We start from the raw sequence: 24,596 nt of genomic DNA on the forward strand, positions 1-24,596 counted from the left end.
CTCCCGGGGGAACGTGGGGGTGGACGGCATGGCGATGACCGCCATGGTGAAGGACGAGCTCTCCCGGGTGGAGTGCACGAAGACCTCCGAGCGCAAGGCGGAGGTGACCGCGCTGCTGCGGTTCTCCGGTGGCCTGCACATCGTCGGAGGCCGTGTCGTCATCGAGGCGGAGCTGGACACCGGCTCGGTGGCCCGGCGGCTGCGCCGGGACATCAGCGAGGTCTACGGCTACACCAGCGGGGTGAGCGTGCTCGCCGGCGGCAACATCCGCCGGGGGGTGCGCTACCTGGTCCGCATCGCCAAGCACGGCGAGGGCCTGGCCCGCCAGACCGGGCTGGTGGACCAGCGCGGCCGCCCCGTGCGCGGCCTGCCGCCGGCCGTCGTCTCGGGCAGCATCAACGACGCCGAGGCGGCCTGGCGCGGCGCCTTCCTGGCCCACGGCTCGCTGACCGAGCCGGGGCGCTCGTCGTCGCTGGAGGTCACCTGCCCCGGCCCGGAGGCCGCGATGGCCCTCGTCGGCGCGGCCCGCCGGCTGGGCATCGCCGCCAAGGCCCGGGAGGTGCGCGGGGCCGACCGCGTGGTCGTCCGGGACGGCGACGCGATCAGCGCGCTGCTCACTCGGATGGGCGCGCACGACGCGGTGCTGGCCTGGGAGGAGCGGCGGATGCGCCGCGAGGTGCGGGCCACCGCCAACCGTCTGGCCAACTTCGACGACGCCAACCTGCGCCGCTCCGCGCGGGCCGCCGTCGCCGCGAGCGCCCGGGTCGAGCGGGCGCTGGAGATCCTCGGCGAGGACGCGCCCGAGCACCTGCTGGTCGCCGGCCGGCTGCGCCTCGAGTTCGGCCAGGCCTCGCTGGAGGAGCTCGGCCAGCGGGCCGACCCGCCGATGACCAAGGACGCCGTCGCCGGGCGGATCCGGCGGCTGCTGGCCATGGCCGACAAGCGCGCCAAGGACCTCGGCATCCCGGACACGGAGTCCGTCGTCACCGACGACATGCTGGCCCAGTAGAAGGACCCCCTCGCCCCCGCGCCTCGTCCCTCGGCGCGGGTTCCTGGTCGGGGTGTCCTTGCCCGACGTCGAGGGTCCGGGCTCACCGTCGGTGCTGAGCCAGGACCTTCTCGATCAGGTGACCTGGCCGACAGGGAGCGGGAGCCAGGGCCCAGCGCGACCGATAGGGTCTCCACGGAGCGAGGCCGCGCGGTCCGCGCGGCAACCGACGTGACGGTTCCCATGGGAGGTCTGCAGTGACGGTCCGGGTAGGCATCAACGGATTCGGCCGGATCGGCCGCAACTTCTGGCGGGCCGCCGCGGCCAGCGGCCAGGACATCGAGATCGTGGCGGTCAACGACCTGACCAGCAACGAGGCGCTGGCGCACCTGCTGAAGTACGACAGCATCCTGGGCGTCCTGAAGGAGGACGTCGCCGCCGACGGCGAGGGCATCAAGATCGGCGGGAGGACCATGAAGGTCCTCTCCGAGCGCGACCCGGCCAACCTGCCCTGGGGCGACCTCGGCGTCGACGTCGTCGTCGAGTCGACCGGCTTCTTCACCAAGGCCGCCGACGCCCGCAAGCACGTCGACGCCGGTGGCGCCAAGAAGGTCATCATCTCCGCGCCGGCCACCGACGACGACATCACGATCGTCATGGGCGTCAACGACAACCTCTACGACGGCTCGCAGACGATCATCAGCAACGCCTCGTGCACCACCAACTGCCTCGCGCCGCTGGCCAAGGTGCTCAACGACGCCTTCGGCATCGAGCGCGGCCTGATGACCACGATCCACGCCTACACCGCCGACCAGAACCTCCAGGACGGCCCGCACAAGGACCTGCGCCGGGCCCGCGCCGCCGCGCTGAACATGGTGCCGACCTCCACCGGCGCCGCGAAGGCCATCGGCCTGGTCCTGCCCGAGCTCAAGGGCAAGCTCGACGGCTACGCCATCCGCGTGCCGGTCCCCACGGGATCGGCCACCGACCTCACGGTGCAGGTCTCCCGCGAGGCCTCGGCCGACGAGATCGACGCCGCCTACCGCGAGGCCGCCGCCGGGCCGCTGGGCAAGTACCTCACCTACACCGACGCGCCGATCGTCTCCTCGGACATCGTCACCGACCCCTCGTCGTGCATCTACGACGCCAAGCTGACCAAGGTCTTCGGCCCGATGGTCAAGGTCCTGGGCTGGTACGACAACGAGTGGGGCTACTCCAACCGCCTCGTCGACCTGACCACCCTGGTGGGCAAGTCCCTCTGATGCGCTCCGTCGACGACCTCATCTCCGAGGGCGTCTCGGGCCGGCGCGTGCTGCTGCGCGCCGACCTGAACGTCCCGCTGGACAAGAAGACCGGCGAGATCACCGACGACGGCCGGATCCGCGCCAGCCTGCCCACGCTGCAGGCGCTGCGGGAGGCCGGGGCGCGGGTGCTGGTCGCCGCGCACCTCGGCCGGCCCAAGGGCACGCCCGACCCGCAGTTCTCGCTCGCGCCGGTGGCCGCCCGGCTGGGCGAGCTGCTCGGCACCACCGTGCCCCTCGCCGCCGACGTGGCGGGGGAGGACGCGCGCGAGCAGGCGGCCGCCCTCGGCGACGGCGACGTCCTGCTGCTGGAGAACGTCCGCTTCGAGGCCGCCGAGACGAGCAAGGACGACGCCCAGCGGGGCGAGCTCGCCGACCGGCTCGCCGCGCTGGCCGACGTCTACGTGGACGACGCGTTCGGCGCCGTCCACCGGGCGCACGCGTCGGTCTTCGACGTCGCCGAGCGGATCCCGCACTACGCCGGGCGGCTGGTCGCCCGCGAGCTCGACGTGCTCACCCGGCTGACCACCGACCCCGAGCGGCCCTACGTCGTGGTGCTGGGCGGCTCGAAGGTCAGCGACAAGCTCGCGGTGATCGAGGCCCTGCTGCCCAAGGTCGACCGGCTGCTCGTCGGCGGCGGGATGTGCTTCACCTTCCTGGCCGCCCAGGGCCACGGGGTGGGGAAGTCCCTCCTGGAGGCCGACCAGGTGGAGACCTGCCGGCGGCTGCTGGCCGAGGCGGGGAGGAGGATCGTGCTCCCGGTCGACGTCGTCTGCGCGCCCGAGTTCAGCGCGGACGCCCCGACCACCACCGTGCCGGTCGACGCCATCCCCGAGGACCAGATGGGTCTGGACGTCGGCCCGCGCACCGTGGAGCTGTTCGGCGCCACGCTGGGCGACGCCCGCACGGTGTTCTGGAACGGCCCGATGGGCGTCTTCGAGCTGGCGCCCTTCCAGGACGGCACCCGCGGTGTGGCGCAGGCGGTCTCCGCCGTCGACGGGCTCTCCGTCGTGGGTGGCGGGGACTCGGCGGCCGCGGTGCGGGTGCTCGGTCTCGACGAGAGCGCCTACGGGCACATCAGCACCGGTGGCGGCGCGTCGCTGGAGTACCTCGAGGGCCGGGACCTCCCGGGCCTCGCGGTGCTGGCCGACTGAGCGAGGAGCGACATGGCACGCAACCGGTCCACCCCGGCGCCCGAGGGGCGCCGGCCGCTGATCGCCGGCAACTGGAAGATGCACCTGACCCACCTGGAGGCCATCGGCCTGGTCCAGAAGGTGGTGTTCACGCTCAAGGAGAAGGAGCTCGAGGCCGCCGAGGTCGTCGTCCTCCCACCGTTCACCGCGCTGCGCAGCGTGCAGACCCTGGTGGCCGGCGACAAGCTCGACATCGGCTACGGCGCCCAGGACCTCTCCGCCCAGGACTCCGGGGCCTACACCGGTGAGGTCAGCGGCGGCATGCTGAGCGCCCTGGCCTGCGGCTACGTCACCGTCGGGCACTCCGAGCGGCGGGCGCTGCACGGGGAGGACGACGCGGTCGTCGCCGCGAAGGTGCAGGCGGCGCTCCGGCACGGCCTGGTGCCGATCCTGTGCGTGGGGGAGGGGCTCGACGTCCGCCGGGCCGGCGAGCACGTCGCCCACTGCACCCGGCAGCTGGACGCCGCGCTCGAGGGGCTCTCCGCCGAGCAGGTCGCCGGCCTGGTCGTCGCCTACGAGCCGGTGTGGGCCATCGGCACCGGCGAGGTCGCCACGCCCGACGATGCGCAGGAGGTCTGCGGGGCGCTGCGGGCGCGGCTCGCCGAGCGCTTCGGCGACGAGACGGGCGCGGCCGTCCGTATCCTCTACGGCGGGTCGGTGAAGGCCGCGAACACGGCCGGGATCCTGGCCGGGGCGGACATCGACGGTGCGCTCGTCGGCGGGGCCAGCCTGGACGCCGACGAGTTCGCGCAGATCTGCCGGATCGCCGCGGGCGGTAGCTGAACCCTGCTGCCCGCCCCCGGCCGGACACGGATGGGGGTGGGCAGCAGGTGGAGCCTTCGACGGCGGATCGGCTGCCGGGCTGGGCCCGTGGCTGGTCGCGCCGGCGCCTGCTCGGCTCGGCGGCGGTCATCGCGCTGGTCGTCGTCCTCGCCGTCAGCTGCCTCGGCGGCGCGGGCGGGCGGGCCGACGTGCCGGTGCTGGGCGACGGTCCCGACGCCGGCGTCGAGGGCGTCCGGTCGCCGTCGGACGAGCGCGGCGGCACGCTGCGGGTCGTCGCCCCCACCCTGGACAGCCTGGACCCGCAGCGCTCCTACCTGCCCGGCGTGTGGAACCTGATGCGGCTCTACGCCCGCACCCTGGTGACGTTCGCCAGCGCGCCGGGGGGGACGACCGAGCTGGTGCCCGACCTCGCCACCGACCTCGGGACGGTCTCCGAGGACGGGCTGAGCTGGACCTTCACGCTGAAGGAGGGGGTCCGCTTCGAGAGCGGCCGGCCGATCACCAGCGGGGACGTCAAGTACGGCATCCAGCGCTCGTTCGCCTCGGACGTGATCGTCGGCGGCCCCACCTACCTGGTCGGCCTGCTCGACGACCCCGCCAACCCCTACCCGGGCCCGTACTCCACCGAGGAGGACGACCCGGTCCTGTCCTCGATCGAGACGCCCGACGAGCGCACGATCGTCTTCCGGCTGCGGGCCCCGCAGCCGGACCTCCCGTACGTGCTGGCGCTGCCGTCGGCCAGCCCGGTGCCGGCCGAGGCCGACACCCGCGGCGAGTACGGCGCCGACCCGGTGTCCTCGGGCCCCTACGCGGTCTCCTCGGTGGACCCCGAGACCGGCATCCTGCTGGAGCGCAACCCCGAGTGGGACCCCTCCACCGACGAGGTGCGCACGGCGCTGCCCGACGCCGTCGTGGTGCGCACCGGGCTCTCCGGCCTGGCCCGGGACCAGGCGCTGCTCGCCGGCTCCGCGGACCTCGACCTCTCGGGCACCGGGGTCATGCCGGCGACGACGGCCCGCCTGGCCGGGGACGGTGGCGAGGAGCTGCTGGACCGGGTCGACGACGTCACCACCGGCGCCGTCCGCCTGCTCGCGCTGCCCACCGACGTCGTCCCGATGGACGACGCCGGTTGCCGCGCCGCCGTCGCCGCCGCCATCGACCGCCGCGGCATCCAGGAGGCGCTCGGCGGTGCGGTCGACGCGGTGCGCAGCAGCACCCTGTGGCCGCGGGCGCTGGCCGGCGGCCCCGACGCCGGTGAGCTGGAGCCCGATCTCGACGCTGCCCGCGCCGCTCTCGAGGAGTGCGGCCGGCCCGACGGGTTCACCACCGTCCTGGCGGTCCCCGACGTGAGCAGCAGCGTCGACGTCGCCGAGGAGATCGCCGCCCAGCTCGCCGAGGTCCGGATCGACGTCGAGGTCCGGCCGCTGGACCCGGCCACCTTCTACGCCACCGACGTCGGCAACCCGGACAACGTCGCCGCGAGCGGCTACGGGCTGGTCCTCGCCACCCGCACGGCCGACTTCCCGACGCCGGGGTCGTTCCTCGTGCCCCTCGTCGACGGGCGGAGCATCGCCCGGGTGGGCAACCCGAACTACGCGCGGCTGGCCGATCCGGAGATCGACTCCCTCGTCGACCGCGCCCGGGCGGGGGACGCCCGGTGGGCCGAGGTCGCCGCCGCGGCGCAGGACCGGGCGGCCTACGTGCCGCTGGCCGAGACCCGCATCCAGCTGCTCGCGGGGCAGCGGCTGCGCAACGGTCTGGTCATGCGGCCGTACGACGGCTACGACGTGGCCACCGCCGGCGTCCGCTGACGGGCGCCCGCCGCGGGCGGCTGATCCGCGGGGGCGCCCTTCCCGGCAGGGCTGGACCGCGGGGTGCGGTCCGTCGGCTACCCTCGGGCGGAGAACTGGCGTCGGTCGCCGGTCGCCGACAACCTTCCGGAGAGGTCGATGGAGCTGGTCCTCAACGTGCTGCTGGTGCTCAGCAGCCTGCTGCTCGTGGTGCTCATCCTGCTGCACCGCGGCAAGGGGGGCGGTCTGTCCTCGATGTTCGGCGGCTCGGTCTCCTCCTCGCTGTCCGGGTCGTCGGTGGTCGAGAAGAACCTCAACCGGCTGACCGTGCTGACCGCGCTGGTGTGGACCGTGTGCATCGTCGGCCTCGGCATCCTGATCAAGGTCACGCCCTGACCTGCCCGTGAGTGGGCCGCTTCACAACCGGCGCGGAAAAGTGACCGGGAAGCGGCTGCCCAGGCCCTAGACTCCTCCCGCGGTGCCGGCGGCGCCGCGCCCGGACGGACGATCAGGGGGCACACGTGGCTGGTGGGAATGCGATCCGGGGCACCCGGGTCGGGGCGGGTCCGGTCGGCGAGGTGGAGCGCGGCGAGTCCGCACCCCGCCGGAGGATCCCCTACTGGTGCGCCAACGGGCACGAGACCCGCGTGGTGCTCGCGAGCGAGGCCGAGGTCCCCGAGCTGTGGGACTGCCCGCGCTGCGGGCTGCCCGCCGGGCAGGACAGCGCCGCCCCGCCGCCCGCGCCGCGGATCGAGCCGTACAAGACCCACCTGGCCTACGTGCGCGAGCGGCGCAGCGACGCCGACGGCGACGCCCTGCTCGAGGAGGCCCTCGACCGGCTGCGCGTGCGCCGCGGCGGCTGACTCAACCTCCGGCGCGGGGCAGGCGTGACGCCGCGCCGGCATCCAGCAGCCAGCGGGTGGCGCGCGTGCCGTGCACCCCGGCCGCCGGGATGTCGGCGGGGTCGGCGCCGCCCAGCGCGGCGGCCACGGCCTCGGCCTTGCCCTCGCCGGTGACGAGCACCCACACCTCCTCGGCGCTGTTGATCGCCGGGTAACCGAGGCTGATCCGGGTCGGCGGCGGCTTGGGGCAGTCGCGCACCGCGACCACCGGTCGCTCGTCGCGGACCGCCGGCGACCCCGGGAAGATGGACGCCGTGTGGCCCTCGGGCCCCATGCCCAGCAGCAGCACGTCGAAACGGGGCAGGCCGGCCCCGCCGGCGTGGGCGCGGAGCTCGGCGAGGTAGGCCTCGGCGGCCTCTTCGGGGGAGGCGCCCGAGTCCGTGGCGGGCATCGCGTGCACCCGCTCCGCGGGCACGCCGACGCGGTCGAGCAGCGCCGTCCGGGCCTGCCCCTCGTTGCGCTCGGCGTCGCCGGCGGGGACGAAGCGCTCGTCGCCCCACCAGACGTCGACGGCGGTCCAGTCGACCGTCTCCCGCACCGGCTCGGCGGCCAGGCCGGCCACCCGCTCCAGCACCGCGATGCCGATGCCGCCACCGGTCAGCACGACCGACGCGGTGCCGTGCACCGCCTGGGCGGCCGCGAGCCGGGCGACGAGCGCCTCGGCGACCGACCGGGCCAGCCGGTCGGCGTCGGGTTCGATGACGACGTCCGCCACCTGGCCCTCCTGCTGGGGCCCGGTGCCGGCCTGCGAGTGGTGGGCGGCGGGAGGGTCAGTTCTCACGAGGTCCTCCCCGGTCGGACGTCGGTGGGCGCGGGCTCCCCGGCGTTCCGCTCCCCGTGGAGGGCGACCTCGTCGGAGTCCTCGGAGTCGCCGGGCACGGTGGGGCCGGTCGGGCCGGTCGGGCCGGTCTCGTCGCCGTCGTTCTCGGCCGGGTCGAACCAGATGTGCTGCCGGGACCGCGCACGCTCGGCCAGCCCGGCGATGCCGGTGGCGGAGGAGAGCGCGTCGGCGTAGGGCTCGTCGGGGTCCAGCCGCCGCAGCTCCTCGCTGAGCAGGTCGCCCAGCACCCGCTCCGGCAGGGCGACGGTGGAGTCGGGCCGGTAGGGCTGCGAGATCACCGCGCCGCCGCGGTGGTCGGCGGCGACCCGCACCTCCTCGTCCTGGTCCAGGCGCAGCGCCACGGCCTCCACGCCCGAGGGCCCGGCGCGGCGGGTGCCCGCCTCGATGTCGACCGGGCACCCGCCGCGGGCGGCCAGCCACCCGGCGAGCAGTTGCGCGGTGGGGTTCCGCGGGTCCCCGGTGAGCTGCCCGCTGCGCACCCGGACCGGCTCGCCGCGGCGGCCGGCCACGGCGTCGAGGGTGGAGGTGAGCGTGGCCCGCCACGCGGTGCCCCGGGTCCAGGCCAGGTCGGTGTCGCCGGGCACGTAGTCCTGCCCGCGCGTGCGCAGCGCGGCGAGCGGGTCCTCGGCGAGGGAGCTGTCGGTGATCCGGCGGTCGGCGACGACGGACAGCGCGTCGGTGGCCAGCTGCTCGGGCGCCGGCGCGTGCCACCAGGCGACCACCGGTGCGTCCGCGGCCAGCAGCGGGAGGACGACGGACTCGGCGTGCAGCGCCAGGCGGCCGTACATCCGCATGACCACCGCCTCGCCCGGGCCCAGCCGCCCCCCGATGACCACCTCGGCGTCGAGCCGGGGGACCGGCGCGTCGATCTGGCGGCGGACCACGACGAGCACCCGGCAGGGGTGCATCTCGGCCGCGTGTGTCGCGGCCTCCTCGGCCTCGGCCACCCGGCTCTCGTCGGCCACGACCACCAGCGTGAGCGCCACGCCGGAGAGGACGGCGCCGCCGGTGCGGCGCTGGGCGGCCAGTTCCTTGACCACCGCAGAACCGGTGGTGTCCCAGAGGGTCGTCACGGGGTCTCCTCCGCTCGTGGCTGCAGGCCGGTCGCGCGCCCGCCGGTCACGGCCGCCGCCAGCGGCGGCCCTCGGCGGCCAGCATCGCGTCGGCCGCGCGCGGCCCCCACTCACCGGCCCGGTACGGCGCGGGCTCCGAACCGGCCCAGAACTCCTCCAGCGGGTCGATCACCGCCCAGGAGGCCTCCACCTCGGCGTTGCGCGGGAAGAGCGTCGCGTCGCCGAGGAGCACGTCGAGCAGCAACCGCTCGTAGGCCTCGGGGCTGGTCTCGGTGAACTGCTCGCCGTAGAGGAAGTCCATGGACACGTCCCGGACCTCCATCACGCTGCCGGGGACCTTCGACCCGAACTTGAGGGTGACCCCCTCGTCGGGCTGCACGCGGACGACGAGCTGGTTGTTGCCCAGCTCCTCGGTGTCGGTGTCGGCGAAGGGCAGGTGCGGCGCCCGCTTGAAGACCAGGGCGATCTCGGTGACCCGGCGGGGCAGCCGCTTGCCTGCGCGGAGGTAGAAGGGCACGCCCGCCCAGCGGCGGGTCTCCACGCCCAGCCGCACCGCCGCGAAGGTCTCGGTCGTCGACGCGGGGTCGACCCCCTCCTCCTGGCGGTAGGCCCGGACGCGCTCCCCGGCGAGCCACCCCTGCTCGTACTGCCCGCGGACCGCGAAGGTCGAGAGGTCCTCGGGCAGCGAGACCGCCCGCAGCACCTTGAGCTTCTCGGTGCGGATCTCCTCCGCCGAGAACTCGACCGGCTCCTCCATCGCGGTCAGGGCCAGCAGCTGCAGCAGGTGGTTCTGCAGCACGTCGCGGGCCGCGCCGGTCTTCTCGTAGAAGCCCGCCCGGCCGCCGATGCCGACGTCCTCGGCCATGGTGATCTGCACCGAGTCCACGTGGTGGCCGTTCCAGACCGGCTCGAACAGGCTGTTGGCGAACCGCAGCGCCATCAGGTTCTGGACGGTCTCCTTGCCCAGGTAGTGATCGATGCGGAAGACGTCGTCGGCGCTGAACACCGAGTCGACGAGCGCGTTGAGCTCCCGGCTGGAGGCCAGGTCGGTGCCGAAGGGCTTCTCGACGACGACGCGGCGCCACCGCCCGGGGGTGTTCTCGGCCATGCCGGTGCGCTGCATCTGCTTGAGCACCACCGGGAACATCCCCGGGGGGATCGACAGGTAGAACGCGGCATTACCGCCGATGCCGTGCGTCCCCTCGAGCTCGCCGAGCGCCGCGGCGAGCTCGTCGAACGCGGTGTCGTCGTCGAACGACCCCTGGACGAAGTGGACGCTGCCGGCCAGCCGCTCCCACACCTCCTCGCGCCAGGGGGTGCGGGCGTGCTGGCGGATCGCGTCGCGGGCGAGCTCGGCGAACTCCGTGTCGCCCCAGTCGCGCCGGGCGAACCCGAGGAGGGCGAAGTTGGTCGGCAGCAGCCCCCGGTTGGCGAGGTCGTAGACGGCGGGCAGCAGCTTCTTCCGCGCCAGGTCCCCGGTGATGCCGAAGACGACCAGGGCGCACGGTTCGGGCACCCGGGGCAGTCGCCGGTCCCGGGGGTCGCGCAGCGGATTGACGATCATCGCGGACCGCGCAGCGGGTGGGAGGTCATCGTCCGTCCTCGTGGTCGGGGGCCCGCCGTCCGGTCCGGGCGGACCGGACGGCGGGGAGGGGCGGGCGCGGCTCGGGCGGCTCCCCGGCCGGCTCGCCGCCCTCAGCAGTGCAACGCGGTGAGCAGCTGGTCGATGCCCGCCGCCCGGTCGGTCAGGTGCAGGTGGAGCAGCGGGCGGTCCCGATCGGCCAGCGCCTTGCGGTCGCCGGCGGCCTGTGCCGCCTGCAGGGTGCCGAAGGTGTACGGCTGGTCGGGGACCGGCAGGTCCTCGTCAGCGGCGCCGGTGATCTGCAGGAAGACCCCGACCTGCGGCCCGCCCTTGTGGTACTGCCCGGTGGAGTGCAGGAAGCGCGGGCCCCACCCGAAGGTGACCGCCTGCTCGGTGCGCTTCGCCAGCGCGGCGCGGACCTCGGCGGCGCGCGCGTCCCGGAGCCGGTCCAGGTAGGCCATGACGGCCAGGTAACCGCGGGGCGGGACGGCGGCCAGCAGCGCGTCCAGCGTCAGCGACAGCCCGTCGTGGGAGGTGAGGTCCACCCCCTGGAGCAGCTCGGCGGTGCCGCGGATCTCCACCGCGCCGATCGTGGCCTCGGCCGGCTCGTCGGGCAGCCCGGCGGCGAGGATCGCCTGGGTGTTCTCCTTGCTCTCGGTCACGTTGGGCTGGTCGAAGGGGTTGATGCCCAGGACCCGTCCGGCGACGGCGGTGGCGTACTCCCAGCCGAGGAACTGCGCCCCCAGCGGACCGGTGACGCAGACCGCCGGACCGGCCGGCGGGGCGTCGGCACCGACCAGGCCCAGCAGCACGTCGGGCCCCGAGCCGCCGGGCGCCTCCGGGGACTCCAGCACGACGGGCAGGATGCCGCGGCCCTCCTTGCCCGTCGACTCGGCGATGAGCTGCTCGGCCCAGTCGCCGAAGCCCTCGATCGGGGTCTCCCCGGCGTCGGCGAGCGCGAGCTTGTCGCGGTCGGCTCGGAACGCCGCACCCAGCGCCAGGCCCAGCTCCAGCGCGGGGTTGCCCGGCTCGGCCAGCCGCTCGGCCAGCCGCTCGGCGTCGTCGACGAGCGCGGTGACGTCGGCCCCGGCCAGCGCCGAGGGCACCAGCCCGAAGGCCGACAGCGCGCTGTACCGCCCGCCGACGGTGGGGTCGGCGAGGAACACCGCCCGGGCACCCATGGCCGAGGCGGTCTCGGCGAGCGGGGAGCCGGGATCGGTGACGACGACGAAGCGCCGGCCGGTCTCGGCCTCGTCGAGCCCGGCGCGGGCGAACGCGGCCACGAACGCCCGGCGCTGGCTCTCCGTCTCCACGGTGCCGCCCGACTTGGAGCTCACCACCACGACGGTGCGCTCCAGGTCGGTCATGGCCGCGAGCACCTGGCCCGGGTCGGTGGTGTCGAGCACGACCAGCGGCACACCGGCGGTCCGGCAGATGACCTCCGGGGCGAGCGACGAGCCGCCCATGCCGCACAGGACGATGCGGTCCAGGCCCTCGGCGACCAGTTCGGCCCGCAGCTCGGCGAGCGAGGCGAGCAGCGGCCGCGACGTGGCCGGGAGGTCCAGCCACCCCAGCCGCACCGCGGCCTCGCTCTCGGCGTCGGGCCCCCACAGCGTCGCGTCCTTGCGCGCCAGGCGGGCGGCGACGTCGTCCTGCTCGAGCTCCGTGCGCAGCGGCCCGGGGACGTCCAGGTCGGCGCGGGTGACCTGGAGCGTCACGCCTTGTCCTCCAGCTGCTCGCGCACGGAAGTGGTGAGCTCGTCCCAGGAGTCGACGAACTTCTGCACGCCCTCCTCCTCGAGCACCCGGAACACGTCGTCGAGGTCCACGCCGGCGTCGCGCACCGCCTGCATGACCGCGGCGGCGTCGTCGTAGGACTTCTGCACCGGCGTGCCCGGGGTGCCGTGGTCGGCGTAGGCCATCAGCGTCTTCTCGGGCATGGTGTTCACCGTGCCCGGGGCGATCAGCTCGCTGATGTACATCGTGTCCGAGTACTCGGGGTTCTTGACCCCCGTGGAGGCCCACAGCGGACGCTGCGCGACCGCGCCCTCCGCCTCGAGGGCCTTCCAGCGGTCGCTGGAGAAGACCTCCTCGTACGCCTGGTAGGCCAGCTGGGCGTTGGCCACGCCGGCCTTGCCCTTCAGCGACGCGTCCGCACCCGCCGCGTCGAGGCGCTTGTCGATCTCGCTGTCCACCCGGGACACGAAGAACGACGCCACCGAGGCGATGCCGTCGAGCGACCCGCCCTCGGCGACCCGCTTCTCCAGGCCGGCGAGGTAGGCGTCCATGACCGCCTTGTACCGCTCGAGGCTGAAGATGAGGGTGACGTTGACGCTGATGCCGTTGGCGATCGTCTCGGTGATCGCCGGGAGCCCGGCCTCGGTGGCCGGGATCTTGATGAACAGGTTCGGCCGGTCGACCAGCCACCACAGGTGCGCGGCCTCGGCGGCCGTCGCATCGGTGTCGTCGGCCAGCCCGGGGGCCACCTCCAGGGAGACCCGCCCGTCACCCGGCTGCCGCTCGGCCACCGGCCGCAGCAGGTCGCAGGCGTCGCGGACGTCGGCGGCGGTGATGGTCCGCAGCGCCTCCTCGACGCTCACCTGGCGGACGGCGAGGGCGTGCAGCTGGTCGTCGTAGGACTCCGAGCCGCTGATCGCCGCCGCGAAGATCGTCGGGTTGGTGGTGACGCCGACGACGGAGTGCTCGTCGACGAGCGACTGGAGGTTGCCGCTGCGGATGCGGTCGCGGGACAGGTCGTCGAGCCAGACGGCGACCCCGGCCGAGGAGAGCTCGGCCAGCTTCTCGTTCTGTGCCATGTTCGTCAGCCCTTCTGGTGAGGTTCTGGAACGGCCCTGTCGCAGGGCCCCGGCCCGAGCTCGCGAGGGCTGGGGGGCGACGGGCTCCTTCTGCTTCAGCGGTCGCCGGTGGGGTGGGGGAGGCCGCCGGTGGCGGCCACCGGGCCGGCGGGGACGGCGTTCCCGGCGCGGGCCGCCTCGAGGCTCTCCCGCGCCGCGGAGACGACCGCCTCGTCGGTCAGGCCGAACTCCTCGTAGAGCACGGAGAAGGCGGCGCTGGCGCCGTAGTGGGTGAGCCCGACGATCCGGCCCGCGTCGCCGACGAACTCGCGCCAGCCCATCGGCACGCCGGCCTCCACGCTCACCCGGGCGCGGACCGAGGGCGGGAGCACCTCGTCCTTGTAGGCCTGGTCCTGGTCGGCGAACCACTCGACGCAGGGCACGGAGACCACGCGGGTCGGGACGCCCTCGGCCTCCAGCCGCTCCCGCGCGGCGACGGCGATCTGCACCTCGGAGCCGGTCCCCAGCAGGATCACCTCGGGGCTGCCGCCCGACGCCTCGGCCAGGACGTAGGCGCCGCGGGCCACGCCCTCGGCGGAGGCGAACTGCTCGCGGTCGAACACGGGCAGGTTCTGCCGGGACAGGAGCAGGCCGGCGGGCCGGTCGTTGTTCTCCAGGATCGTGCGCCAGGCGACGGTGACCTCGTTGGCGTCCGCGGGGCGGACGACGTCGAGCCCCGGGATGGCGCGCAACGCGGCGAAGTGCTCGATGGGCTGGTGGGTGGGCCCGTCCTCGCCGAGCCCGATGGAGTCGTGGGTCCAGACGTAGGTGACCGGGAGCTGCATGAGCGCGGCCAGCCGCACCGCGCCGCGCATGTAGTCGGAGAAGGTGAGGAAGGTGCCGCCGTACACGCGCGTGCCGCCGTGCAGGGCGATGCCGTTCATCACCGCGCCCATGGCGTGCTCGCGGACGCCGAAGTGGATGGTGCGTCCGTAGGGGCCGCCGGACCACATCTTGGTCTGCCGGTCGGCGGGCAGGAACGACGGTTCGCCCTCCACCGCGGTGTTGTTGCTCTCCGCCAGGTCGGCCGACCCGCCCCACAGCTCGGGGAGCCGCGGGTAGAGCTCGGCCAGCACCTTGCCCGAGGCCTTGCGGGTGGCCACGCCCTTCGCGTCGGCGGGGAAGGTCGGCAGCCCCTCGGCCCAGTTCTCCGGCAGCCGGCGCTCGCGCATGCGGGCCAGCAGCGCGGCGCCCTCGGGGTTGGCCTGCTCCCAGGCGGCGAACGCCTCGTCCCACTCGGCGCGGGCGGCGCGGCCGGTCTCCACCACCGAGCGGGCGTGGGCCAGCACCTCGTCGTCGACCTGGAAGGTGCGCTCGGGGTCGAAGCCGAGGATCTCCTTGGTGGCGCGGACCTCGTCCTCGCCCAGCGCGGAGCCGTGCGAGGCCCCGGTGTTCTGCTTGTTCGGCGCGGGCCAGGCGATGATCGTGCGGAGCTGGATGAACGACGGCCGGCCGGTCTCCGCCTCGGCGGCGGCGAAGGCTGCGTCCACGGCGGCGAGGTCCTCGCCGTCGTCCACGGTCTGCACGTGCCAGCCGTAGGCCTCGTAGCGGGCCGCGACGTCCTCGGTGAAGGCGACGGTCGTGTCGTCCTCGATGGAGATGCGGTTGTCGTCGTAGACGACCACCAGGTTTCCGAGCTTCTGCGTGCCCGCCAGCGACGACGCCTCGCCGCTGACGCCCTCCTCCATGTCGCCGTCGGAGGCGAAGCACCAGATGGTGTGGTCGAACAGGCTCTCGCCCTCGGGGGCGTCGGGGTCGAGCAGCCCGCGCTCGCGGCGGGCTGCCATCGCCATGCCGACGGCGTTGCCGACGCCCTGGCCCAGCGGGCCGGTCGTCGTCTCCACGCCCGGGGTGTGGTTGACCTCGGGGTGACCCGGGGTCTTGGAGCCCCAGGTGCGCAGCGCCTGGAGGTCCTCCACCTCGAGGCCGTAGCCGGCGAGGAACAGCTGCACGTAGAGCGTCAGGCTGGAGTGCCCCATGGACAGGACGAACCGGTCGCGGCCGACCCAGTTCGGGTCGCTGGGGTCGTGCTTCAGCCACTTGTGGAACAGCAGGTAGGCCGTGGGGGCCATGCTCATCGCGGTGCCGGGGTGGCCGTTGCCGACCTTCTGGACGGCGTCCATCGCGAGCACGCGGGCGGTGTCGATGGCGCGGCGGTCGAGGTCCCCGAAGCCGTCGGGGAGGGTCGGCTGCGGCTGCGCCGGGCTGCCGGTCGGCGCGTCGGTCGCGGCCTCGGCCGGTGCTTCCGGCCCGGTGCTGCGCGTGTCCATCTGGTCGGTTCTCCCTCGAGGTAGGCCTGACGTCGTGCCCGGGCGCGGCCGGCCGCCGGCGGGCTGGTGGGCCCGGAGGACGGAACGGCGTCGTCGGGTCGGGCCCTACCCGCTGCGCCGGCGGCAGCAACGTGATCAACCCTAGTCATCCGAGGTCATGCCGCGCGGCGGCCTCGGGACGGGCCGGGGCTACAGTGGGGGAGTTCCGCCCCCGGTTCGAAGGGATCCCGTGGTGCCCTGCTGCCCGCGCGCGACCGCGCACGAGGGCACCCGGTGACGGTGCTGTCCGAGCGCACCGCCGCCCCCGCCCCTGCCCCCCGCCTCGCCTCCCGCTTCCGGGCCCGCGTCGGCGCCTACGTCGGCCTCACCAAGCCGCGCATCATCGAGCTGCTGCTCATCACGACGGTGCCGGCGATGATGCTGGCCGACCGCGGCTGGCCGTCGCTGTCGCTGCTGTTCTGGACGCTGCTGGGCGGCACCCTCGCCGCCGGCGCGGCCAACGTCTTCAACTGCTACTTCGACCGCGACATCGACCGGTTGATGCAGCGCACCCAGAAGCGGCCGCTGGTGACCGGCGAGGTGACCCCGCGGGCGGCCCTCGTCTTCGGCTGCGTGCTCACCGTCAGCTCCATCGCGCTGCTGCTGGCGACGACGACCCCGCTGGCGGCGGTGCTCGCGGCGGTGGCGATCTTCTACTACGCCGTCCTGTACACGATGGTGTTCAAGCGGCACACCCGCCGCAGCACGGAGTGGGGCGGCGTGCCCGGGGCGGCGCCGGTGCTGATCGGCTGGGCCGCGGTCACCGGGTCGCTGGACTGGCCGGCGGTCGTGGTCTTCGGGATCGTGTTCTGCTGGCAGATGCCGCACTTCTGGGCGCTCGCCCTGCGGTTCAAGGACGACTACGCCCGCGCCGACGTCCCGATGCTGCCCGTGGTCACCACCGCGCTGTCGGTCGGCCGGCAGTCGGTGGCCTGGGCGTGGGCCACCGTCGCCGTCTCCCTGCTGCTGTGGCCGGTGGCCTCCGGCTACGGCATCGGGCTCGGCTACGCGATCCCCGCGGCGCTGCTGGGTGCCTGGTTCGTCGTCGAGTCCCACCGGCTGCTGGCCCGCATCAAGCGCGGGGGCGAGATGAAGCCGATGCAGCTGTTCCACGTCTCGATCTCGTACCTGTCGCTGCTGTCGGTCGCGATCGTCGTCGACGCCATCGTCTGACCCCACCGGGCAGCAGCTGGGCGCCGAGATCGAGCGGCGCCCGTGCCTGCGTTGGCGCGTGGCGCTCGTGGAGCTGGTGGGCCTCCTCGCCGACGCTGCCAGGGCGAACCGGAGAAACGGGGTGCTCCAGGTGCTGCGCGGGCCGGGCATGCCCCCGTTCACCCAGCAGCGGGCGGTCGCGGTCGGCGGTCGGAGCCACCTGCTGGATGCCGCCTACGACGACGTCCTGCTCCCCGTCGAGATGGACGGCGCGGCGTGGCACGGCTCGCGGGAGCAGCGCGAGCGGGACATCCGCCGAGACGTCGCCCTGCCGGCCACCGAGGGCTGGCAGAGGCTGCGCTCCAGCTACCGCCGGCTGAGCGCTGAGCCCGAGGAGTGCCGTCGGGAGATCCGCTCGGTCCATGCGGCCCGGCGCATCCCCCGCGACGACGGGCGCTGACCCCGGGTTGTCCCGACCCGTTCCCGGCGTGGGCGCGCACGCGGGGTTCGAGCGCGCCGATCCCGGCGTGGGCGCGCACGCCCGGCGCGGGACCGGTGCACCCGCCCGGCCGCGCGACGGCGGCTCAGCGGGCGGCGACCGCCGGCTCGGCGGGTGCGGTGAGCGGACGCTCGGACACCGGCCCGCGGACCGACCACACCAGGCGGGCGGTGTAGGCGGTGATGAGCACGGCGCCCAGCATGTGCAGGAGCACCAGCAGGATCGGCAGGCCGGTGAAGTACTGCACGTAGCCCACGACGCCCTGCGCCAGCTGCACGACGAGCAGGTCGCGGGCGGCCCGGCGCACCCGGCCGGGGGAGTCGGTCGTGTAGAGCGCCACCAGCAGGGCGACGGTGAGCCCGAGGAGCAGGAAGACGGCGTCGGCGTGCAGGTGGCTGACCAGCTCGGGGTCCAGGCCGGTGCGCCCGGCCTCGGGGTCGCCGCTGTGCGGCCCGCTGCCGGTGACCACGGTCCCCATGACGAGCACCAACGCGGTGACGGCGGCGATCGCGCCGACCAGCAGGCGGAACGGACGGCCCAGCAGCGGCTCGCCGACGCCCGGTTCCCGCGACCGGAGCCAGAGCACGGTGGTCAGCGCGACGAGGCCCATGGAGACGAGGAAGTGCGCGGCGACGGTCCACGGGTTGAGGCCCGTCAGGACGGTGATGCCGCCGACGACGCCCTGCGCGGGGATGCCGAGGAACGCCGCCACGGCCAGGGGGCGCAGGTCGCGGCGCGGTGAGCGCACCACCACGACGACGAGCGAGACGGCCAGGACGGCGAGGACGAAGGTGAGCAGCCGGTTGCCGAACTCGACCACACCGTGGATGCCCATCTCCGGCGTGGTGACGAAGCTCTCGTCGGTGCACCGGGGCCAGGTCGGGCAGCCGAGGCCGGAACCGGTGAGGCGGACGACGCCCCCGGTCAGGACGATCGCCCCGTTGGCCAGCAGGTTGGCGAACGCGACCCGCGAGATGGTCGTGGACGAGAAGGAGGCGGGCAGCACCGGCACGTCCCGATGCTAGGCCGTCGCCGGCGACCGGCAGGGGACGTCGGCCCAGCGGCTCCGCCGGATGAGCGGCCGGCCGCCGGGGGGCGAGGGCCGAGGGTGACCCGCGGGAGCTCCCCACCGGCTGTCCCGGCTGGTCACGAGGGGCTGGGGCCGCGGTGGCGTGAAGCTGATCACGAAGACCGCCCGTCGGCGCCGTTCTTAGGTCGACCTTGCTTGCGAGGTCCCCGAAATAGGACACACTCGTGTTGTGGAAATTCTCGCGGCGAAGCTCCGGCCGTCGGCGTCCGCCGACGACGGGCGCACCCGCGACCGCGTGAGCGGGCTGCTGCTGGAGCACGGGCCGCAGACGGCGACCGAGCTCGCGGGCCGCCTCGGCATCTCCCCGGCGGCCGTGCGGCGCCACCTCGACGCGCTGGTCGCCACCGGCCGCGTCGAGGAGCGGCAGGTGCGCGACGCCCACCGCGGCCGGGGGCGCCCCGCCCGGCGCTTCCACCTGACCGACGCCGGCCGGTCGGCCTTCCCGCACGCGTACGACGACCTGGCCCTGACCGCACTGCGCTACGTCGCGGCGGCCGGGGGCCCCGACGCGGTCCGCGCCGTGGCCGAGCAGCAGCTCGCCGGCCTGGAGGCGCGCGCCTCCAGCGCGGTCGAGGCGGCCACGACCGGCAGCCCCGGCGCCCCGGCCGACCGGGCCCAGGCGCTCGCCGCCGCCCTCACCGCCGAGGGCTACGCTGCCACCGCCTCGGCGCTGTCCGGCGGTGGGCAGCTCTGCCAGCACCACTGCCCGGTGGCGCACGTCGCGGCGGAGTTCCCGCAGCTCTGCGAGGCCGAGACGGCGGTGATCGGCCGGCTGGTCGGCACGCACGTCCAGCGGCTGGCCACGATCGCCCACGGCGACGGGGTGTGCACCACGCACATCCCCGGCCCGGTGCGCGCCGGGCAGGCCCTCGATCACACGCGGACGGGGAACAGATCGGCCCCCGGACGCCCTGTACCAGGTGAGCGTGCAGCGCCCGATCGCGCGCGCACCCGCACGACCGAGTCCACCAGCACCGCCCCCACGAACGACCGGGAGAGGACGCCCGCATGACCAGCACCCAGCAGCCGGCCACGGCCACGCCGCTGACGCAGGACGAGCAGATCGAGCAGCTCGGCCGCTACGAGTACGGCTGGGCCGACGCCGACGTCGCCGGCGCCTCCGCCAAGCGCGGTCTGTCCGAGGAGGTCGTCCGCGACATCTCGGCCCGCAAGAGCGAGCCCGAGTGGATGCTCGAGCGCCGTCTCAAGGCCCTCAAGCTGTTCGACCGGAAGCCCATGCCCGACTGGGGCTCGGACCTCTCCGGCATCGACTTCCAGAACATCAAGTACTTCGTCCGCTCCACCGAGAAGCAGGCGACGTCCTGGGAGGAGCTGCCCGAGGACATCAAGAACACCTACGACAAGCTGGGCATCCCCGAGGCGGAGAAGCAGCGGCTGGTCGCGGGTGTCGCCGCGCAGTACGAGTCCGAGGTCGTGTACCACCAGATCCGCGAGGACCTGGAGGAGCAGGGCGTGCTGTTCCTGGACACCGACACGGCGCTCAAGGAGCACCCGGACCTGTTCCGCGAGTACTTCGGCTCGGTCATCCCCTCCGGTGACAACAAGTTCGCCGCGCTCAACACCGCCGTGTGGTCGGGCGGCTCCTTCATCTACGTGCCGCCGGGCGTGCACGTCGAGATCCCGCTGCAGGCCTACTTCCGGATCAACACCGAGAACATGGGCCAGTTCGAGCGGACGCTGATCATCGTCGACGAGGGCGCCTACGTGCACTACGTCGAGGGCTGCACCGCGCCGATCTACAAGTCGGACTCGCTGCACTCCGCGGTCGTCGAGATCATCGTCAAGAAGAACGCGCGCTGCCGGTACACGACCATCCAGAACTGGTCGAACAACGTCTACAACCTGGTCACCAAGCGGGCCGTGGCCCACGAGGGCGCGACCATGGAGTGGGTCGACGGCAACCTCGGCTCCAAGGTGACGATGAAGTACCCGGCCGTCTGGATGACCGGTGAGCACGCCAAGGGCGAGGTCCTCTCGATCGCCTTCGCGGGCGAGGGTCAGCACCAGGACGCCGGCGCCAAGATGGTGCACGCCGCGCCGCACACCTCCTCGACGATCGTGTCGAAGTCGGTGGCCCGCGGCGGTGGCCGCACCTCCTACCGCGGCCTCGTGCAGGTCGACGAGGGCGCCTACGGCTCGAAGTCCACGGTGAAGTGCGACGCGCTGCTGGTGGACACCATCAGCCGGTCGGACACCTACCCCTACGTCGACGTCCGCGAGGACGACGTCGCCATGGGTCACGAGGCCACCGTCTCGCGGGTCAGCGACGACCAACTCTTCTACCTGATGAGCCGCGGCCTCTCCGAGGACGAGGCCATGGCGATGGTGGTGCGCGGGTTCGTCGAGCCGATCGCCCGCGAGCTGCCCATGGAGTACGCCCTCGAGCTCAACCGGCTCATCGAGCTGCAGATGGAAGGTGCCGTCGGCTGATGCCCGACCAGAACGCCCCCACCACCACCGGGCTGACCACCGAGTCGGCCACCCTCGCCGGCGAGCTGTTCGGCGACGGCGTCGGGACGCAGGCCGGTCCGCCGGCCGTCCCGGCGGCCGGCACCGGCACGGCCGGCCAGGCCGCGCCGGGCGCGCACTCGCACGGCGGGTCCACGCCGACCGGCTCCCCGGCCGAGCGGTTCACCTCGACGGACCCCGACGCCTTCGGCGTGCCCACCGGGCGCGAGGAGACGTGGCGCTTCACCCCGATGAAGCGGATCAGGCCGCTGCTGGACGGCGCCCCGTCGGACGCCCACCTGACCTGGACCACCGACCTGCCCGAGGGCGTCGAGCTGACCAGCGTCGAGGCCGGCGACCCGCTGCTGAAGGGGCTGCCCGAGCCGGTCGACCGGCTGGCCGCCCTGGCCCGCCAGCGCTGCGGCGGCGCCGCCGTCGTCCGCGTGGCCAAGGAGGCCCAGCCGGACCGCCCGGTCACGCTCGGCCTGGCCGGCACCGGCTCCGACGACGTCGTCTGGGGTCACCTGGTGATCGAGGTCGGCGCCTTCGCCCAGGCGACGATCGTGCTCGACCACAGCGGCCTGGCGAAGTACGCGGGCGGCGTCTCCGTCCTCGTCGGCGACGGCGCCCAGGTGAAGCTGGTGTCGGTCCAGGACTGGGCGCCCGGTGCCGTGCACGGCGGGCAGTACGACGCCGTCGTCGGCCGGGACGCCACCTTCACCCAGGTCGTGGTGACCCTCGGTGGTGACCTCGTCCGCCTGGTCAGCAACGTGCAGTACGCCGGCCCCGGCGGCACCGCGGAGCTGTTCGGCGTCTACTTCTCCGACGAGACCCAGCACCAGGAGCACCGCCTGTGGGTCGACCACGCGGTGCCCAACTGCACCAGCAACGTGCTCTACAAGGGCGCGCTGCAGGGTGAGGGTGCCCGCACGGTCTGGATCGGCGACGTCCGCATCCGGCCCGCGGCCACCGGCACCGAGACCTACGAGCTCAACCGCAACCTGGTGCTCACCGACGGCGCCCGCGCCGACTCGGTGCCGAACCTGGAGATCGAGACCGGCGAGATCGTCGGTGCCGGGCACGCCAGCGCCACCGGCCGGTTCGACGACGAGCAGCTGTTCTACCTCTGCTCGCGCGGCATCGACGCCGAGACCGCGCGCCGCCTGGTCGTCCGCGGCTTCTTCGCCGACGTGGTCCAGCGGATCGGCCTGGACGCGCTGCAGGACCGGCTCATGGCCTCGATCGACGAGCGCCTCGGCGCCCTGCCCGCCCTGGACGATCAGCCGGTCGAGGTGGCCTGACCATGGCCTTCGAACGCGTCTGCGCCCTCTCCGACGTCAAGGAGACGGGGGCACTGCGGGTCGAACTGGCCGACATCGACATCGCCGTCGTCCGGTTCGAGGGCGAGGTCTACGCGCTCGAGGACCGCTGCTCGCACGCCGACGTGCCGCTCACCGACGGCGACGTCGAGACCTTCGACGGCGCCCCGACGATCGAGTGCTTCCTGCACGGGTCGTGCTTCGACCTGCGCACGGGCGAGCCCACCAACCTGCCGGCCACCGAGCCGGTGCCTGTCTACCCGGTCCGCGTGGAGGGGGAGGACGTGTACGTCGACACGGAAGCAGATGCTGCGGCCGACGACCGTCGTCCCCCGGCGGCCGCCAACTGAGGAGCGAGAAGAAGTGTCCGTTCTGGAGATCCGCGACCTGCACGTCAGCGTCGGCGAGGGTGACGACGCCAAGGAGATCCTCCGCGGCGTCGACCTGACCGTCCGCTCCGGCGAGACGCACGCGATCATGGGCCCCAACGGCTCGGGGAAGTCGACCCTGGCCTACTCGATCGCCGGCCACCCGAAGTACACGATCACCGGGGGCAGCGTCACGCTCGACGGCGAGGACGTCCTCGAGATGAGCGTCGACGAGCGGGCCCGCGCCGGCCTGTTCCTCGCCATGCAGTACCCGGTCGAGGTGCCCGGCGTCTCGGTGTCGAACTTCCTGCGCACCGCCGCCACCGCCATCAAGGGCGAGGCGCCCAAGCTGCGCACCTGGGTCAAGGACGTCAAGACCGAGATGTCCGGTCTGGAGATGGACCCGGCGTTCGCCGAGCGCAACGTCAACGAGGGCTTCTCCGGCGGTGAGAAGAAGCGCCACGAGATCCTGCAGATGCGCCTGCTCAAGCCGGCCATCGCGATCCTGGACGAGACCGACTCGGGCCTCGACGTCGACGCGCTGCGGGTCGTCTCCGAGGGCGTCAACAAGAGCCGCGAGGACAGTGATGTCGGCGTCCTGCTGATCACGCACTACACGCGCATCCTGAAGTACATCAAGCCCGACTTCGTGCACGTCTTCGTCGCCGGCAAGGTGGTCGACGAGGGTGGCCCGGAGCTCGCCGCCAAGCTCGAGGACGAGGGCTACGCCGCCTACGTCAAGGGCGCCCCGGAGGTCGCATCCGCATGACCCAGACCGCCTCGCGTCCCGGAGCCGGGGCGCAGCAGGTGCCCCTGCCCCTGGACGTCGAGGCGATCCGGGCGGACTTCCCGATCCTGTCCCGCACGGTGCGGGACGGGAAGCGGCTGGTCTACCTCGACTCCGGGGCCACCTCGCAGAAGCCGCGCCAGGTGCTCGACGCCGAGCGCTGGTTCTACGAGAACGTCAACGCCGCGCCGCACCGGGGGGCCCACCAGCTCGCCGAGGAGGCGACCGGGGCCTACGAGGAGGCCCGGGCGAAGATCGGTGCCTTCATCGGCGCCCCCGAGAACGAGATCGTGTTCACCCGGAACACCACCGAGGCGATCAACCTGGTCGCCTACGCGCTCTCCAACGCCGCGACGGCGAAGGAGCCGGAGTTCCGGGCCCACGCCGTCGGCCAGGGCGACGAGATCGTCGTCACCGAGATGGAGCACCACGCCAACCTCATCCCGTGGCAGCAGCTGTGCGAGCGCACCGGGGCGACCCTGCGCTGGCTCGGGCTGACCGACGACGGCCGGCTGGACCTCTCGGACCTGGCGACGGTGGTCAACGAGCGCACCAGGCTCGTCGCCGTGACCCAGCAGTCGAACATCCTGGGCACGATCAACCCGATCGAGAAGATCGTGGCGCGGGCCCGCGAGGTCGGTGCCCTGGTCCTGGTGGACGGTGCCCAGTCGGTGCCGCACCAGCCGATCGACGTGACCGCCCTGGGCGCGGACTTCCTGGTGTTCTCCGGGCACAAGATGCTCGGGCCCACCGGCGTCGGCGTGCTGTGGGGCCGCTACGAGGTGCTGGACGCGCTGCCCCCGTTCCTCACCGGCGGCTCCATGATCGAGGTCGTGCGGATGGAGGGTTCCACCTTCATGCCGCCGCCGCAGCGCTTCGAGGCCGGCATCCCGATGACCGCCCAGGTGGTCGGGCTCGGCGCGGCCGTCGACTACCTGAACGCCCTCGGGATGGACAAGGTGGAGGCCCACGAGCGGGCGCTCACCGGGTACGCGCTGGAGAAGCTCGCCGGGATCCCCGGCGTCACGGTGATCGGCCCGCCGGACACCGTCGCCCGCGGGGGAGCGGTCTCCTTCACCGTGGAGGGCATCCACCCGCACGACGTCGGGCAGGTGCTCGACGACCTCGGCATCGCCGTCCGCGTCGGGCACCACTGCGCGTGGCCGGTCGTGCGGCGCTACGGCGTGCCGGCAACCACCCGGGCGACGTTCTACGTGCACACGGGGTACGACGACGTCGACGCGCTGGCCGACGGAATTCGCGCGGCCCAGAAGTTCTTCGGAACGGTGTGAGGTC

The 24,596-nt window shown here is 73.8% G+C and carries 22 protein-coding genes; 15 read left to right on the top strand and 7 right to left on the bottom strand.

What is annotated here, in order from left to right:
• The 7 genes from whiA to E9549_RS11640 all read left to right on the top strand — a co-directional run.
• Positions 1–1,009 (top strand): DNA-binding protein WhiA (gene whiA, locus E9549_RS11610; protein ID WP_236826696.1); only part of this gene is annotated, 1,009 nt, incomplete at its 5' end.
• Between the two features lie 236 nt (positions 1,010–1,245).
• Entirely contained in the window at positions 1,246–2,250 is a 1,005-nt protein-coding gene (gene gap / locus E9549_RS11615; protein ID WP_236826697.1) for a type I glyceraldehyde-3-phosphate dehydrogenase, read from the top strand.
• Positions 2,250–3,443 (top strand): phosphoglycerate kinase, encoded by a 1,194-nt coding sequence (gene pgk, locus E9549_RS11620; protein ID WP_236826698.1) that lies wholly within the window; start codon positions 2,250–2,252, stop codon positions 3,441–3,443. Before gap ends, pgk begins: the two co-directional genes overlap by 1 nt.
• A 12-nt stretch (positions 3,444–3,455) precedes the next feature.
• The gene (tpiA, locus tag E9549_RS11625) at positions 3,456–4,265 is read left to right on the top strand and encodes a triose-phosphate isomerase (RefSeq protein ID WP_236826699.1); all 810 of its coding nucleotides are present in this window, start codon (positions 3,456–3,458) and stop codon (positions 4,263–4,265) included.
• A gap of 47 nt (positions 4,266–4,312) precedes the next feature.
• Positions 4,313–6,076 carry an ABC transporter substrate-binding protein gene (locus E9549_RS11630; protein ID WP_236826700.1) on the top strand — a complete coding sequence of 588 codons (1,764 nt, stop codon included), beginning with the start codon at positions 4,313–4,315 and terminating at the stop codon, positions 6,074–6,076.
• 138 nt (positions 6,077–6,214) lie between these two features.
• On the top strand, positions 6,215–6,451 hold the full coding sequence (gene secG, locus E9549_RS11635) for a preprotein translocase subunit SecG (RefSeq protein ID WP_236826701.1): 237 nt from the start codon (positions 6,215–6,217) through the stop codon (positions 6,449–6,451).
• A gap of 125 nt (positions 6,452–6,576) precedes the next feature.
• A complete protein-coding gene (locus E9549_RS11640) occupies positions 6,577–6,918 on the top strand; it encodes an RNA polymerase-binding protein RbpA (protein ID WP_236826702.1) in 342 nt (113 codons plus the stop codon).
• Position 6,919: 1 nt separating this feature from the next.
• On the opposite strand, the gene pgl is transcribed toward E9549_RS11640, so the two are convergent.
• The 6 genes from pgl to tkt form a co-directional block, all read right to left on the bottom strand.
• Entirely contained in the window at positions 6,920–7,738 is an 819-nt protein-coding gene (gene pgl, locus E9549_RS11645) for a 6-phosphogluconolactonase (protein WP_236826703.1), read from the bottom strand.
• Positions 7,735–8,871 (bottom strand): glucose-6-phosphate dehydrogenase assembly protein OpcA, encoded by a 1,137-nt coding sequence (locus E9549_RS11650; protein ID WP_236826704.1) that lies wholly within the window; start codon positions 8,869–8,871, stop codon positions 7,735–7,737. The genes pgl and E9549_RS11650 overlap by 4 nt, the downstream gene beginning before the upstream one ends.
• A 46-nt stretch (positions 8,872–8,917) precedes the next feature.
• Positions 8,918–10,435, bottom strand: coding sequence for a glucose-6-phosphate dehydrogenase (gene zwf, locus E9549_RS11655; protein WP_236826705.1), 1,518 nt, complete (start codon positions 10,433–10,435; stop codon positions 8,918–8,920).
• A gap of 131 nt (positions 10,436–10,566) precedes the next feature.
• Positions 10,567–12,171, bottom strand: a complete 1,605-nt coding sequence (locus E9549_RS11660) for a glucose-6-phosphate isomerase (protein WP_236826706.1) — start codon at positions 12,169–12,171, stop codon at positions 10,567–10,569.
• Positions 12,168–13,268, bottom strand: coding sequence for a transaldolase (gene tal / locus E9549_RS11665; RefSeq protein WP_236826707.1), 1,101 nt, complete (start codon positions 13,266–13,268; stop codon positions 12,168–12,170). Before tal ends, E9549_RS11660 begins: the two co-directional genes overlap by 4 nt.
• 95 nt (positions 13,269–13,363) lie before the next feature.
• Positions 13,364–15,577, bottom strand: coding sequence for a transketolase (gene tkt, locus E9549_RS11670; RefSeq protein WP_236826708.1), 2,214 nt, complete (start codon positions 15,575–15,577; stop codon positions 13,364–13,366).
• A 273-nt stretch (positions 15,578–15,850) separates the two neighbouring features.
• On the opposite strand from tkt, the gene E9549_RS11675 reads away from it, so the two are divergent.
• Positions 15,851–16,789: a heme o synthase gene (locus E9549_RS11675; protein WP_236826709.1), complete on the top strand. Its 939-nt coding sequence runs from the start codon at positions 15,851–15,853 to the stop codon at positions 16,787–16,789.
• Between the two features lie 58 nt (positions 16,790–16,847).
• Positions 16,848–17,228: a hypothetical protein gene (locus tag E9549_RS11680; protein WP_236826710.1), complete on the top strand. Its 381-nt coding sequence runs from the start codon at positions 16,848–16,850 to the stop codon at positions 17,226–17,228.
• A gap of 124 nt (positions 17,229–17,352) precedes the next feature.
• Here the strand turns inward: E9549_RS11680 and E9549_RS11685 are convergent, their stop codons facing one another.
• Positions 17,353–18,279 (bottom strand): heme A synthase, encoded by a 927-nt coding sequence (locus tag E9549_RS11685; RefSeq protein ID WP_236826711.1) that lies wholly within the window; start codon positions 18,277–18,279, stop codon positions 17,353–17,355.
• A gap of 247 nt (positions 18,280–18,526) precedes the next feature.
• Between E9549_RS11685 and E9549_RS11690 the strand changes: the two genes are divergently transcribed.
• The 6 genes from E9549_RS11690 to E9549_RS11715 are packed head-to-tail and all read left to right on the top strand — an operon-like array spanning position 18,527 to position 24,592.
• Positions 18,527–19,369 (top strand): helix-turn-helix domain-containing protein, encoded by an 843-nt coding sequence (locus E9549_RS11690; protein WP_236826712.1) that lies wholly within the window; start codon positions 18,527–18,529, stop codon positions 19,367–19,369.
• Entirely contained in the window at positions 19,366–20,808 is a 1,443-nt protein-coding gene (gene sufB / locus E9549_RS11695; RefSeq protein ID WP_236826713.1) for a Fe-S cluster assembly protein SufB, read from the top strand. Before E9549_RS11690 ends, sufB begins: the two co-directional genes overlap by 4 nt.
• Positions 20,808–22,127 (top strand): Fe-S cluster assembly protein SufD, encoded by a 1,320-nt coding sequence (gene sufD / locus E9549_RS11700; protein ID WP_236826714.1) that lies wholly within the window; start codon positions 20,808–20,810, stop codon positions 22,125–22,127. The genes sufB and sufD overlap by 1 nt, the downstream gene beginning before the upstream one ends.
• A 2-nt stretch (positions 22,128–22,129) precedes the next feature.
• Positions 22,130–22,495, top strand: a complete 366-nt coding sequence (locus E9549_RS11705; RefSeq protein WP_236826715.1) for a non-heme iron oxygenase ferredoxin subunit — start codon at positions 22,130–22,132, stop codon at positions 22,493–22,495.
• Between the two features lie 13 nt (positions 22,496–22,508).
• A complete protein-coding gene (sufC, locus tag E9549_RS11710) occupies positions 22,509–23,282 on the top strand; it encodes a Fe-S cluster assembly ATPase SufC (RefSeq protein ID WP_236826716.1) in 774 nt (257 codons plus the stop codon).
• Entirely contained in the window at positions 23,279–24,592 is a 1,314-nt protein-coding gene (locus E9549_RS11715; protein WP_236826717.1) for a cysteine desulfurase, read from the top strand. Before sufC ends, E9549_RS11715 begins: the two co-directional genes overlap by 4 nt.
• Positions 24,593–24,596 lie beyond the last annotated feature (4 nt).

Source organism: Blastococcus sp. MG754426 (assembly GCF_021699055.1).
Classification (GTDB): Bacteria; Actinomycetota; Actinomycetes; order Mycobacteriales; family Geodermatophilaceae; genus Blastococcus.

Coding starts and splice junctions, on each gene's coding strand:
- pgk (WP_236826698.1), top strand. CDS start 2,250: ATGCGCTCCGTCGACGACCTCATCTCCGAGGGCGTCTCGGGCCGGCGC.
- tpiA (WP_236826699.1), top strand. CDS start 3,456: ATGGCACGCAACCGGTCCACCCCGGCGCCCGAGGGGCGCCGGCCGCTG.
- secG (WP_236826701.1), top strand. CDS start 6,215: ATGGAGCTGGTCCTCAACGTGCTGCTGGTGCTCAGCAGCCTGCTGCTC.
- zwf (WP_236826705.1), bottom strand. CDS start 10,435: ATGATCGTCAATCCGCTGCGCGACCCCCGGGACCGGCGACTGCCCCGG.
- tal (WP_236826707.1), bottom strand. CDS start 13,268: ATGGCACAGAACGAGAAGCTGGCCGAGCTCTCCTCGGCCGGGGTCGCC.
- tkt (WP_236826708.1), bottom strand. CDS start 15,577: ATGGACACGCGCAGCACCGGGCCGGAAGCACCGGCCGAGGCCGCGACC.
- sufB (WP_236826713.1), top strand. CDS start 19,366: ATGACCAGCACCCAGCAGCCGGCCACGGCCACGCCGCTGACGCAGGAC.
- sufD (WP_236826714.1), top strand. CDS start 20,808: ATGCCCGACCAGAACGCCCCCACCACCACCGGGCTGACCACCGAGTCG.
- E9549_RS11705 (WP_236826715.1), top strand. CDS start 22,130: ATGGCCTTCGAACGCGTCTGCGCCCTCTCCGACGTCAAGGAGACGGGG.
- E9549_RS11715 (WP_236826717.1), top strand. CDS start 23,279: ATGACCCAGACCGCCTCGCGTCCCGGAGCCGGGGCGCAGCAGGTGCCC.